This window comes from Paucidesulfovibrio gracilis DSM 16080, from assembly GCF_900167125.1.
Classification (GTDB): Bacteria; Desulfobacterota; Desulfovibrionia; order Desulfovibrionales; family Desulfovibrionaceae; genus Paucidesulfovibrio; species Paucidesulfovibrio gracilis.
The window spans coordinates 364,632-376,716 of record NZ_FUYC01000003.1; the positions used below are offsets into that span (position 1 = coordinate 364,632).

The following is a 12,085-nucleotide window of genomic DNA, read 5'->3' on the forward strand; positions in this document are numbered from 1 at the left end:
CAACCGGCCGCAACATTGACAGCGCGGCCTTGCCATTTTAAAAGGCAGCTTGCAAAATTTTCAAGGAGTTCTTCATGCCAAACTTTGCACTTGCCGAGCGAGTCGCCAGTCTGCCTCCCTATCTGTTTGCCGCCATCGACAAGGCCAAGGCCGAAGTCGCGGCACAGGGAGTGGACATCATCTCTCTGGGAATTGGGGATCCGGATCTGCCCACGCCCGAATTCATTATTGACGCCCTGTACGAGGCGGCCAAAAATCCTGCTAACCATCAATACCCATCCTATACGGGCATGATGCGTTTTCGGGAAGCCGTTGCACGGTGGTATGCGCAACGCTTCGACGTGGAAGGACTTGATCCCGCAACCGAGGTCATCACCCTTATCGGATCCAAGGAAGGCATTGGTCACCTGCCATGGGCGTTCATCAATCCCGGGGACTTGGCGCTGATTTGTCCCCCTTGCTACCCTGTGTATGCCACGGGAGTGAAATTTGCCGGGGGCGAGGTGCAGGAACTGCCGCTCCTGGAGGAGAACGACTATCTTCCCGACCTGGACGGCCTTGATGAAGAGACCTGGAACCGGGCCAAGATGATTTTTGTAAACTATCCCGGGAATCCCACGGCGGCCACTGCCACAACGGAATTCTACGCACGATTGGTGGAAAAGGCCAAAGCCACAAACACCATTGTGGTTTCCGATCTGGCATATTCCGAAATTTATTACGATGCTGCTCAAAAGCCGCCGTCCATCCTCGCGGTTCCCGGTGCCAAGGATGTGGCCATCGAATTCCATTCGTTGTCCAAAACGTATAACATGACGGGGTGGCGGATCGCCATGGCCGTGGGCAACGAACAGCTCATCAATGGGCTGGGCAAGATCAAGGAAAACGTTGACTCTGGCGCGTTCAACGCGGTTCAGGAAGCGGGGATCGCCGCCTTGGAGCAGGGCGAACCACATGTGGAGAAAGCGCGGGCCATTTACAAGGAACGCCGGGACGCCACGTGCGCCGCTCTCAGTGCGGCGGGCATTGAGCACCGTGTTCCAGAGGCCTCTGTATTTGTCTGGGCCAGGGTGCCGGGCAACAAGACCTCTGCGGAATTCGTCACGCATCTGCTCAAAAAAACCGGTGTGGTCGTGACGCCCGGAAGCGGTTTTGGCGAATGCGGTGAAGGCTACTTCCGTATTTCCCTTACCGTGGACACGGACAGACTCAAGGAGGCGGTATCTCGTATCTCCCAACTGTAGATGTCTTCGTGAGCCTGGGGACCAATCTGGGCGACCTGGAGGACAATCTCAATCAGGCGTTGGCTCGTATGGAAGCGTATGGCGAAGACATTACGCTGCAGGCCATGTCTTCGACGTACTTCACCAAGCCGCAAGGACCGGTGCAGGAACAGCCATGGTTCCTGAACCAGGTTGCGTGGTATCGTGTAGATTCGGAAATCTGGTCTCCGGAAGGATTCCTGTCCGCACTCATGGCCATTGAGGATCAAATGCACCGCGAGCGGGGAGAACCGGGCGGACCGCGCATCATTGATCTGGATGTGCTGCTATTCGGCGACCTGGAGCAGACCACGGGCTTCTTGGATATCCCCCATCCTCGGATGCTGGAGCGGGCTTTTGTGCTTGTTCCGCTGACGGAAATTGCACCTAATCTGGTTCTGCCCAATGGAATCAAAGCCGTAGACGCATTGAATCAGCTTACGTATGAACTCAAGGGCGGCAAGATTTCTCAGTAACAAGTCCCTACGCCACCATACAAGTAGAGGAGGGCGGACATGTCCCGGTTCCTGTTCATCGCTATTGCCATTGGTATCATTTACCTGCTGCTCAAAGGCGATAAAAAGAAGAAAGTGGAACGGCAGCGCAAAGAGGAGGAACGGCTCAAGGCCTCGGGCGATCTTGTCAAGGATCCCATTTGCGGTGCCTATGTGGACAGGAACGGTCAAATCCGCGTACGCCAGGGCGACCAAGTCCATTTTTTTTGTTCATACGAATGCCGGGACAAATTCCTCAAACGCCTTGAAGGGGGCGAATCAGCGGAAGAACAGGCCTCGGCCGATTCAAAATCCGTTGCAGACGATTCTGACGCGTCTTCGGACGCATCCGGTTCGAAACAATAACGGATCAGGATTCAAAAAATGAAAAAAGCGCGGGGAGCCTTCTCCGCGCTTTTTTTGAGTAGTAACCTTTTCAGACCAACAAGCCGCTTAATTCAGATGCTTTGTTCCATGGAAGAAAACAGCGGAAGGATGTCGTTATTTATCCTATTGGTTACGATTGGTTCTTCGGAACAATGCGTAATATTGTAGGGATGCCCGGTCCAGGCCGCGCAAAGCGCTTCACCGTACACGTTTTCCGAGGGAGGGAATGTTTTAGGACCAGCCACCTTTGATGACTTACCAATTCGGACAATACCGCCACGAAAAAGCCCCGTTGAACCAATGTCCAACGGGGCTTTGAAGTCTTGGTAGCGAGGGAGGGACTTGAACCCCCGACGCTGCGGATATGAGCCGCATGCTCTAACCAACTGAGCTACCTCGCCATGCGTTCAGGGCTTTCCCCCCGAAGCGGAACCGCTGTATATCCCCTCTCTTTTTCGTTTGCAAGGGGAAAAAGACATTTTTTTCCGATTTAGAAAAAAAACCATAAAACCAAGCAAGCAAGGGCTATGCGATACAAGGCGAACGAACGGAGCGTCAATCGGCCCAACAGAAAAATAAAACCTCGAATCGCTACCCAGGCGGACAAAAAGCTTACGATGAAGCCGATTGCCAGGAAGACGAGATCGCTTGGCCCAAACAGTTGGTAATTTTTTAAAAAATCATACCCAGTGGCAGCAAACATGATCGGAACCGCAGCAATGAACGAATATTCCGCCGATGTTTTGCGTTCCACTCCCAAGAGCATTCCACCCATGATCGTGGAAGCTGAACGCGAAAACCCCGGCCAAAGAGCCAAGCATTGGCAGAAGCCGATCCCAAGAGCAATCTTTGGTGTAATGGTGTCAAGGTTTCGGACAACCTCCCGACGCGGTAAGGCTTCCACAATGAAAATGCACACGGCACCCACCAGAAGGGCAAGAGCCACGGGAACAGGTTTGAAAAGCTGCTCCTTGATGTAAGAGTGTGCCAAAAGCCCAACGATCGACGCTGGCAAACTGGTGAGAAACAAAAGCCACAGCCCTCGTACGCCGGACAATCCTTCGGGGCAGGTAGGGCGGAGCAGGCCGATGAACCGAGACCAATACAGCAAAAGTACCGCCAGTATGGCCCCCAATTGGATTACGATTTGAAATGTTTCGGCCTTTAGCCCGGTAAATGACAGAACGTGTCCGGCGATGATGAGATGTCCAGTGCTGGAGATCGGCAAAAATTCGGTCAGCCCTTCCACAACACCCAATATCGCGGCCACAATCCATTGATCCAAAACAAAACTCCTTTCTCTGAAGAACCGCCGCGTCAACTGAGCCGGGGTATCCCGACAAGGCGAAAGTTGCAAGGCAAAGGAAGGTGGTGTACTTCCTAACCACCCGCAAAGGTCCGTGAAAAACGAGGACATTGGTGTTGCCCGGCAAAGCTGGCGCTGAGCGGAGCGATTTCCTTGAACACGACTTTATTGTATACATTTTGAATGTCGCGTTGCCGAGCCTTTTCGGTGACAATCTTCAAAAACCCCGGACTGAACCTTTCGAAACCGGGGGGGAGGCTCCAATCATGAGTACCGTCATGTCTCAAAGCGCGCAGTGCAAAAAAGCCATGGCCTGGATCGACGAACAGCGCCGTGACACGGACACGCCTCTTCCTAAACTGCTTGAAGAGGCGTCAATGCGTTTTAATCTCGGCCCGAACGATTGCGCATTCCTCCAGCGGTTTTATTCCGAAACGCAAGACTGACCGGTCGTATACAGGTAGAACGGCTTGCTCAAGCTCGTCCATCGACAGATCCTCAAGGAACTGCTGCACCTCTTTGCCCTTTCGCTGGGCTGCCTGCTGGGTATCATCCTGCTCGGGCGAATGCTCCAGTTGCGCGATGTCCTGCTGGCGCAAAACGTGGGCGGTATGGATCTGCTCACACTGTTTTTTTTCTTGGTCCCCACCATTTTGCTCATGATCATGCCCATTGCGAGCATGCTGTCCGTCTTTTTGACTTTTCTGCGTATGAGTACGGATCGCGAAATGGTCGCTCTCAAGGCCAGTGGTGTGAGCTTATATCGAATGCTTCCCGCCCCCTTGATTTTTGCGCTGCTTTGCAGTGCGGGCGCGCTGTTTATTTCGCACCACGGCATCTCCTGGGGGATGAATCATTTCAAGAGCACCTTGATGAACTTGGTGAGTTCTCAAACCAGGTTGGCTCTCCAAGCCGGGATATTTAACCAGGATCTTTCCGGACTCACACTCTACGCCCATAAGGTGGATGAGCAGTCCGGAGTGATGGAATTCGTGTTCGTACAAGACAAACGACAAAAAAATATCACCGTGAATATTGTCTCGGAGCGGGCCAAGGTGGTCACTGATGTCACGCAGGGAGACCTCCTGATCACTTTTGACCGGGGCCGTATTTATCGTCGAGAAGGAACTCGTCTCGATGTGCTGCGGTTTGGGACGTATGTGATACGTTTACCTCTGGCGGAACTCTTCGGCGGCGGGTACGATCCGGGGGAGCGGAAGGCCAGCGAACTTTCCGTGGCGGAATTACGTTTACTGCAAGAAGATCCTGAGGCCTTGGAACGCGTGGATACCACGGCAAACAAGGTCGATGTGGAGTTGGTAAAACGCTTTGCATTGCCTGCGGGGTGTTTTGTGCTGGCCCTCTTCGCCATGCCCATTGCCTGCGCTTTTCAAGGACTGCGGCAACATTGGGGACTTATGCTCTCATTGGGACTTTTCATTGTTTACTATACGATGTTCTCTTTCGGCGTAAGTCTTGGAGAAACTGGGGTGCTTGATCCTCGCATCGGCCTTTGGGTGCCCAACATACTGTTCTTGTTAATATTTGGAATGGGTCTTTTCCTTTCCGCCGAGGAAAGGGTGCCGAGAATTTCGCTACGGCTTCCGCGTTGGCGTTTCGGGGGAACCAATTCATGATCGGAATCCTGCGCGGTTATCTTGTGCGCCAAAACCTTTTTTTGCTTGGAGTGTGCCTGAGCATCGGTATCGGGGTGTATCTCTTAGCGGACATGTTTGATCGCCTGGACGATTTTGTGGACGCCGGTTTAGGCGTCTCCACGGTGGCTGCCTATTACGGATACAAGCTTCCTCTCATCATCTCCCAAATTTTACCCGCAGTCTTTTTTCTTTCCTTTATCATTCAACTTGGCCTGCTGGCCCGCAGTCGGGAGATGCTGGCTTTACGGGCTGGGGGTTGCTCGTTCGGACGACTCGTACGCTTTTTTTTCATCTATGCCGTGCTGTTGAGCCTCGTTCAACTCAGCTTTTCACAATTCGTGGGCGCGTGGGGGGAAAACCAATCCCGACGAATTTGGAAAGAAGACGTGCGGAAAAAGCAATTGGATGAACTGGTCATGCGGGATATCTGGTTCCGTAGTGGAGAGTTCATCGTTCATAGCGAAGAAATCGCTCCAGGAAAGATGTCCGCAAAAAACGTCACCGTCTATGAGTTTGACCTGGATAGTCGCAAGATGATCCGCGTGCTCAATGCGGAGCGGGTCAAGGTCGAAGAATTCGGATGGCGTGTCTTTTATCCTGTGATCCTGGACACACAAAGTTTTTCGTCGGATACAAGACGAAGTATGCTTTTGCCCGTGATGCAGGACGTTAAGGCGCTTGCTGCGGTCAATGAAGCTTCGGGACGTGAGAAATTGCCTTTGCTCGCTCTAGGGAAAGCCATCAAGGATCTTGAGGCTTCCGGGTCAAATGTAGAGCGGCTGCGCACCATTTGGCACGCCAAAATATCCTATGCGTTTACTATCGCCTGTATGGCACTTATGGCCCTGGCCCTAAATTCCTGCACGGAAAATATGTATTTGGGGGTCGGCTTGGGATTAGCCCTTATTTTCGCGCAATACGGCCTGCACATGGTGGGGGTGGCCGCAGGGCAGCAAGGCGTAGTACCCCCGCTCATCGGTGCATGGGTCGGCAATGCGGTCTTTGGAACGCTTTCCCTTTTTCGGCTTCTTTACGTTGGATCCCCTTTGGTGGAGCGTGTGGTAAGTGCTCCATTTCGGTATCTGGCACCACCGGTCAGGGATTTGGAATAACGGCTTCCACAAGCCGATTCCAGAGTTTTTCCCGCCCCCGTCCCGTTTTGCTGGAAAAATGAACCGGGATATTCGAACCAAGCAGCTCTTTCCATTCATTGCCGCGTTTGGCCAAATCTTTTTGTTTGCATTTATCGACCTTGGTCAGAACAGGAATCAGCCGAATGGATGCTGCCTTGAGGTAGGCGATGAGTTCCAAATCAATTTTTTGTGGTGGCAATCGTCCATCCAGCAACACGGCAACGGCACACAGATGTTGCGAGTCGCGAATATAGCTTTCGATGAGCCGTCCCCACTTGGCACGTTCTGTTTTGGACGTTCTTGCGTATCCGTATCCGGGCAAATCAACCAAATAGAACTGTTCCGGGTGGACCAGATAAAAATTCAGGCTTCGGGTCTTTCCCGGTGTGGAGCTGATGCGTGCGAGGGCTTTTCTTCCGGCAAGGCAGTTGACGAGCGAAGATTTGCCAACATTTGACCGACCAGCCAGCGCAACTTGCGGTGCTTCCATCGGTTCCAGTTGATTTATTTCAAAAATTGTTTTTACGAGTTCCAAAGAATGGTTCATAATTTGCTTCCCATGCAATCTTGCAGGTGGTCGGGTTCCAAAGGACAGAGGCGATATACGGCCTGTGTTGCCTCCTTTGCCTTGCCGCGTCAAGGTTGGCATAATGGGGTTTGCTGAGATATAATGAAACGTGATCTTTTCATGATCACAACGCAACAACGGTGTCTGCCAGATAATTCCGGGAGAAATCTACAGCATGCAACACTATACTATGTTGGTTCTCAATGGACCGAATTTGGGACACTTGGGGGAGCGGCAACCCGAAATATACGGATCGCAAGGCATGGATGCTGTCCCCAACCTTGTGAAGGATCTCTTGGGAGCAAACGCCGACAGAGTTGGGTTGGAATTTGATCAGCATAACTCCGAGGGAGCCCTCATTGACCGTTTGGAGTTAGCTCGCGCTCAAGGAGTGGACGGCGTCGTCTTCAATGCTGGTGCCTACACCCATACCAGCTTGGCGATTGCGGATTGCCTTGCCTGGATTCAAATCCCTTGCGTGGAGGTCCATTTATCCAATATCTGGGCCAGAACCGATCAGCCCCTGCGACAACAAAGCCTGTTGGGAAGGCAGGCCGTGGGAGTTATTGCCGGATTTGGCATTCTCGGTTATGCCATGGCTGTCGCGGCGCTGGTCCAACGATTGGACAAGGCATGACCGAGGCATCCCTGACGATCCGCCCCTTCTTCGGGCTGACGGATGATGCTGTGTAGCAACAACGACACGTTCTAATGAGCATCTCGGATCGTCGCCATATAGAAGGCAATGGATATTTTATATGCGGCGTAAGCCGGTAATTGCAATGAAGAAGGAAGTAACACCATGTATTCCACTAAGGACTTTCGCGTCGGCCTGAAAATTGAAATTGACGGCAAGCCCTTTGAAATTGTTGAGTTTCAGCACTTCAAGCCCGGCAAAGGCGGCGCTATGGTCCGCACCAAACTCCGTCAGATGATTACGGGCCAGATGCTGGACAATACGTTCCGTTCCGGTGAAAAAGTCGCCAAGCCTGATCTGGTTTCTCAGGATATGCAATATCTTTATAAGGATGGTGAGGATTTTGTATTCATGGACCTGGAGTCCTATGAACAAATGAACGTGCAGGCTGAAGCCCTGGGCGATGAAGGCGGGTTCATCAAGGAAGGGGATACCGTCAAGACGTTGTTGTACCAAGGTCGGCTCATCGGCGTGGAATTGCCTGCTTCCGTGGTGCTCACCGTGGCTGAAACCGAGCCAGGCATCCAGGGAGACCGCGTCAGCGGTGCCACAAAGCCAGCCATCCTTGAAACGGGAAAAAAGATCAATGTTCCCCTGTTCATCAATACGGGTGATTCCATCAAGGTGGACACCCGGAGCAGCGAATACATTGGTCGAGAATAGTTCATAATTTTAGATAAATACAAATATTGGGGTCAAGAAGCATCATCTTGGCCCCAATGTACGGTATGGGAGAAGGGTTTGGCCAAAAAATCCGCGAAAAAGACGACCAAAACTCCGGCTGCGGAAGAAGCCAAAAACCTTACGCCAGAACTGGCTGGGCTGGCCTTCATCTTTTTGGCGGCCTTTCTTTTTCTCAGCGTCTTTTCTTTTGATTCTGCCGACCCGACATTCAATCAGTCCGTAGCCGTTCCAACCATCAACAACCTCGCAGGTGCGGTCGGTGCCTATGCTTCAGGGTTGCTGGTCAATTTTTTTGGCCTTGGTGCGACTCTGTGGCCCGTGCTGTTCCTGTATCTTGGGTTGTCCCGCTTTGTCCGCCGAATTCGACTCACGCCTCGGCAATGGTCAGGCACGCTGCTTTTGTTTGTTCTACTCACGGCTTGGATGCAACATCCGTGGTTGGCACCGGATCCGGAACATTCCTATGCCATCATAAGCGGAGGCTGGCTGGGGAGGGGGCTTAATGCCTTGGTCGTCCCCTATTGCCGAAGCTGGGGCAGTTTCTTGATTTGGCTGTTTCTCACGTTGGTAGGCGCTCATTTGCTGATCGGCTTCAGTTGGCGGAGGATAGGAAAACGCGTCACGACAGCCCTGAACAACATTTGGCAGGCATGGCATGAGCAACATCGTAAAGCTGCTGCGCGTCGGAAATTTGTGCGTGAAGAAAGACAGCGCGCCCCCAAAAAGCAAGGGAACGACGTGGCGTTTCCAGAGCCGCCCCAACCGGTGCGTGAAGACTTGGTGCTGGAGCCGTTCCAGGAACGGCCCGCTCCCCAATCGTCAAAAGCAGGCACCAAAGGAAACCGATCTTCCCACTCACGACAACGCGGAACTCTTCCGGCAACGACGCTCCTCAGTGAGCCGAACGCCAAGCAGCCCAAGGAATCTCCACAGGAGTTGGCGGCCCAGGCCGACCGCTTGCAAGCCTGCCTCTCCGATTTCGGTGTTCAAGGTGAAATTCAGAAGGTAGTCCCCGGTCCTGTCGTGACGATGTTTGAGTTCAAGCCGGCCCCCGGTGTGAAGGTCAGCCGCATCGCCGCACTTTCTGACGACATCGCCCTGGCGCTCAAGGCCATGTCCGTCCGTATCGAGGCTCCTATCCCGGGAAAAGACAGCGTGGGCGTGGAAATTCCAAACACCATGCGTCAAACAGTTTTCCTGCGCGAAATGCTTGAATCACGTTCGTTCACACAAGGCCGGTCCCTGCTAAGCCTTGCTCTGGGAAAAGATATCCATGGACGGCCCACAGTGGCGGACTTGACCCGCATGCCGCACCTTCTCGTCGCGGGAGCCACAGGAAAAGGAAAGAGCGTCTTTCTCAACGGGATTTTGTTAAGCATGCTCTACAAAGCCGACCCGCAGCGGCTCAAGCTGCTGTTGGTGGATCCCAAAAGAATTGAACTGGCTGTCTACGCAGACTTGCCTCACTTGGTGCATCCTGTGGTGACAGACATGGCCCTGGCGAAAAATGCGCTGGAATGGGCAGTCCAGGAGATGGATCGGCGGTACGAAAATATGGCCCGCGTCGGTGTCCGCAATATCGAATCCTACAATCAGTGCCTTGCCAGACAAGGGGACGACCTGCCACCGGAACAGCAGGATCTGGAACCCATGCCGTTTCTCGTCATCATCATTGATGAGTTGGCGGACCTGATGCTTACCGCAGCAAAGGAAGTGGAAACGTCCATCGTCCGACTGGCGCAGCTGGCCCGAGCCGCGGGAATTCATCTGATTCTCGCCACACAGCGTCCCAGTGTTGATGTGGTGACCGGATTGATCAAAGCCAACTTTCCGACCAGAATTTCCTTCCAGGTATCCTCTCGTCATGACTCCCGCACCATTCTGGACGCCGTCGGCGCAGAACGTCTGCTGGGATTGGGAGATATGCTGTTTAAACCCAGCGGCGCGGGGATGCAGCGCTTGCACGCCGCGTATGTAGACGATGCGGAGATCGTTTCCGTGGTTGCGCATTGGAAAAAACAATGTGAACAGCGTTTTGATTTGGATTTTACCGAATGGCAGTCTTCGGAGAACGGCTCGGGCGGCAACAACACCGGAACCAATGACGACCCGGTATATGATGAGGCTGTAGAATTTGTCCTTAGCCAAGGCAAGGCTTCCATCTCCTTGATTCAACGTCGGTTCCGCATCGGATTCAACCGGGCCGCCAGATTTATAGAGCAAATGGAACAAGACGGGCTGCTTGGGCCGCAGGAAGGCAGTAAGCCCAGAACCGTAATCCGTGCCAAATAGCGCCGGTAATAATCATCGCAATACCCGACAGGCAAAGCTCCCTGAGAGCAAGACCACGCCTGTCTCCCAATATCCTTTTGGAGGATCGGCATGCGCTTTATTCAATGGTTGACGATTTTTTTTCTGATTTTCATGTTGCAGTTGCCCGCCGGGGCGGAAGACACCACTGAAGTCGCCGACAAAATTCAGCAACGGTATGAAACGATTCAATCCTTTGAGGCCGATTTTACCCAACGCCTTACACGCGCCGCCATAGGCACAACCACCGAAACCAAAGGACGTATTTGGTTTCAGCGGCCAGCACTGGTCCGGTGGGAAACGCGTGAACCCGAAGAGGCCATGGAAACCATCGTGGTCACAGAGGATGCCGTATGGGACTATCTGCACGAGCTGAACACGGTCAACCAAATGCCGGTTGAGCAATTGCTAAATTCCCGTACGTTGATGCGGTTTTTGACGGGCAGCGCCAATCTCGTGGAGGATTTCCGTGTTGAAGGCGTCTGGGATGGACAAGAAAAACTTGCCGAACATTGGGCCGACTCCGGGTTGATGCTTTTTCGATTGGTTCCGCATGAGCCTGAACCCGGTATGCTCTTCGCTTATATTGGAGTGGAGCCGGAAACCTTTATTCTCCGTCGAATCATGACCGTGGATTTTCAGGGCAACGGAAATGAAATCCACCTTGAAAATCTAACCGTTGATGTGGACCTGGATGCAAACTTGTTCACGTTCACACCGCCAGAGGGAGCCGTTGTCAACGAAAGCATGCAATAAGCGGTACGGTGAAAAAAAAGCGCGTTCCAATTAAAACGCGCTTTTTTCTTTTATCGTGACAAGCTCAAAGCGCAACAGCGGCCCGAAGCTTGGCAAGTTCCTGCGAAGACAGTTCCCGCCATTTCCCAACGTCAAGTGATCCTAAATGAATTGGTCCTTGGGCCACCCGTCGAAGCCGAAGTAGCGTGAGGTCAAGATCGCGGCACATCCGCCGAATCTGACGGTTGACACCTTGGGACAATCGTAACTCAAGCCGGGTATCCCCGTGTGGTAAAGGTTTGGCCTTTACGCCGACAGGGGCCAGCATTTCTCCCTCAGAAAGGCGCATTCCCTGCCGCATGGTCTGCAATGCAGCTTCCGAAACAGCGCCACGAATCGTAACGTCGTAATGCTTGGCCAAATGATGCCGCGGATGGGTCAATCGGTTGCAGAGTTCGCCATCCGTCGTCATCAGCAGCAGCCCCTCGGAAAAGAAATCCAAACGCCCGACCGGAACAGGCCGAACCTGCCGTAAATATGCAGGAAGTAAATCAAGTACCGTGGTCCGTTGTTGCGGATCGTGCAATGTGGTGACCACCCGCACAGGCTTATGCAAAATCAAAGTAACCTGTTCTTGCCGGGGGTGAACGGGCTTGCCGTCTACCGTGACCTTGTCCAGGTCCATCATGATTTTTTGCCCGGGCTGTGCAGGGGTGCCATTCACCCGTACCTTGCCGGACTCAATGAGCGCATCGGCCCCACGCCGGGAGGCAATGCCACATTGCGAAAGAAACTTATTCAGTCGTATCGGTTTGTTGTCGTTCATAGGCTCCATCACGGCCACCATAGGT

At 53.0% G+C, this 12,085-nt stretch carries 13 protein-coding genes and 1 tRNA gene; 10 read left to right on the forward strand and 4 right to left on the reverse strand.

Translation table 11 applies throughout. From position 1 onward, the window contains the following. The first annotated feature begins 74 nt into the window (after nt 1-74). From B5D49_RS06010 to B5D49_RS06020, 3 genes are read left to right on the forward strand one after another with little or no spacing between them, the layout of a single operon-like run. A complete protein-coding gene (locus tag B5D49_RS06010) occupies nt 75-1,244 on the forward strand; it encodes an LL-diaminopimelate aminotransferase (protein WP_078716755.1) in 1,170 nt (389 codons plus the stop codon). 8 nt (nt 1,245-1,252) lie between these two features. Then, complete coding sequence (gene folK, locus B5D49_RS06015) at nt 1,253-1,738, forward strand: 2-amino-4-hydroxy-6-hydroxymethyldihydropteridine diphosphokinase (RefSeq protein WP_078716756.1); 486 nt, start codon at nt 1,253-1,255, stop codon at nt 1,736-1,738. A 39-nt stretch (nt 1,739-1,777) separates the two neighbouring features. After that, nucleotides 1,778-2,122, forward strand: a complete 345-nt coding sequence (locus tag B5D49_RS06020; RefSeq protein WP_078716757.1) for a YHS domain-containing protein — start codon at nt 1,778-1,780, stop codon at nt 2,120-2,122. Between the two features lie 345 nt (nt 2,123-2,467). Here B5D49_RS06020 and B5D49_RS06025 read toward each other — a convergent pair. Both B5D49_RS06025 and B5D49_RS06030 read right to left on the reverse strand, forming a co-directional pair. Further along, a tRNA-Met gene (locus B5D49_RS06025) sits at nt 2,468-2,544 on the reverse strand. A gap of 89 nt (nt 2,545-2,633) precedes the next feature. Beyond that, complete coding sequence (locus tag B5D49_RS06030; protein WP_144019202.1) at nt 2,634-3,428, reverse strand: undecaprenyl-diphosphate phosphatase; 795 nt, start codon at nt 3,426-3,428, stop codon at nt 2,634-2,636. Between the two features lie 137 nt (nt 3,429-3,565). Here B5D49_RS06030 and B5D49_RS15020 point away from each other — a divergent pair, with 137 nt between their 5' ends. From B5D49_RS15020 to B5D49_RS06045, 3 genes are read left to right on the forward strand one after another with little or no spacing between them, the layout of a single operon-like run. After that, on the forward strand, nt 3,566-3,895 hold the full coding sequence (locus tag B5D49_RS15020; RefSeq protein ID WP_234990635.1) for a hypothetical protein: 330 nt from the start codon (nt 3,566-3,568) through the stop codon (nt 3,893-3,895). 24 nt (nt 3,896-3,919) lie between these two features. Beyond that, nucleotides 3,920-5,086, forward strand: a complete 1,167-nt coding sequence (lptF, locus tag B5D49_RS06040; protein ID WP_078716759.1) for an LPS export ABC transporter permease LptF — start codon at nt 3,920-3,922, stop codon at nt 5,084-5,086. Continuing rightward, nucleotides 5,083-6,219, forward strand: coding sequence for an LptF/LptG family permease (locus B5D49_RS06045; RefSeq protein WP_078716760.1), 1,137 nt, complete (start codon nt 5,083-5,085; stop codon nt 6,217-6,219). The genes lptF and B5D49_RS06045 overlap by 4 nt, the downstream gene beginning before the upstream one ends. Here B5D49_RS06045 and yihA read toward each other — a convergent pair. Continuing rightward, on the reverse strand, nt 6,203-6,787 hold the full coding sequence (gene yihA, locus B5D49_RS06050; protein WP_078716761.1) for a ribosome biogenesis GTP-binding protein YihA/YsxC: 585 nt from the start codon (nt 6,785-6,787) through the stop codon (nt 6,203-6,205). The two genes, B5D49_RS06045 and yihA, sit on opposite strands and share 17 nt — an antisense overlap. A 196-nt stretch (nt 6,788-6,983) precedes the next feature. On the opposite strand from yihA, the gene B5D49_RS06055 reads away from it, so the two are divergent. The 4 genes from B5D49_RS06055 (at nt 6,984) to B5D49_RS06070 (ending at nt 11,255) form a co-directional block, all read left to right on the forward strand. After that, nucleotides 6,984-7,445 (forward strand): type II 3-dehydroquinate dehydratase, encoded by a 462-nt coding sequence (locus B5D49_RS06055; protein ID WP_078716762.1) that lies wholly within the window; start codon nt 6,984-6,986, stop codon nt 7,443-7,445. A 165-nt stretch (nt 7,446-7,610) separates the two neighbouring features. Further along, nucleotides 7,611-8,168 carry an elongation factor P gene (efp, locus tag B5D49_RS06060; protein WP_078716763.1) on the forward strand — a complete coding sequence of 186 codons (558 nt, stop codon included), beginning with the start codon at nt 7,611-7,613 and terminating at the stop codon, nt 8,166-8,168. A gap of 78 nt (nt 8,169-8,246) precedes the next feature. Continuing rightward, nucleotides 8,247-10,481, forward strand: coding sequence for a DNA translocase FtsK (locus B5D49_RS06065; protein WP_078716764.1), 2,235 nt, complete (start codon nt 8,247-8,249; stop codon nt 10,479-10,481). Between the two features lie 90 nt (nt 10,482-10,571). Continuing rightward, nucleotides 10,572-11,255: a LolA family protein gene (locus B5D49_RS06070; RefSeq protein WP_078716765.1), complete on the forward strand. Its 684-nt coding sequence runs from the start codon at nt 10,572-10,574 to the stop codon at nt 11,253-11,255. 64 nt (nt 11,256-11,319) lie between these two features. On the opposite strand, the gene B5D49_RS06075 is transcribed toward B5D49_RS06070, so the two are convergent. Then, nucleotides 11,320-12,060 (reverse strand): pseudouridine synthase, encoded by a 741-nt coding sequence (locus tag B5D49_RS06075; RefSeq protein WP_234990636.1) that lies wholly within the window; start codon nt 12,058-12,060, stop codon nt 11,320-11,322. Between the last annotated feature and the right edge of the window lie 25 nt (nt 12,061-12,085).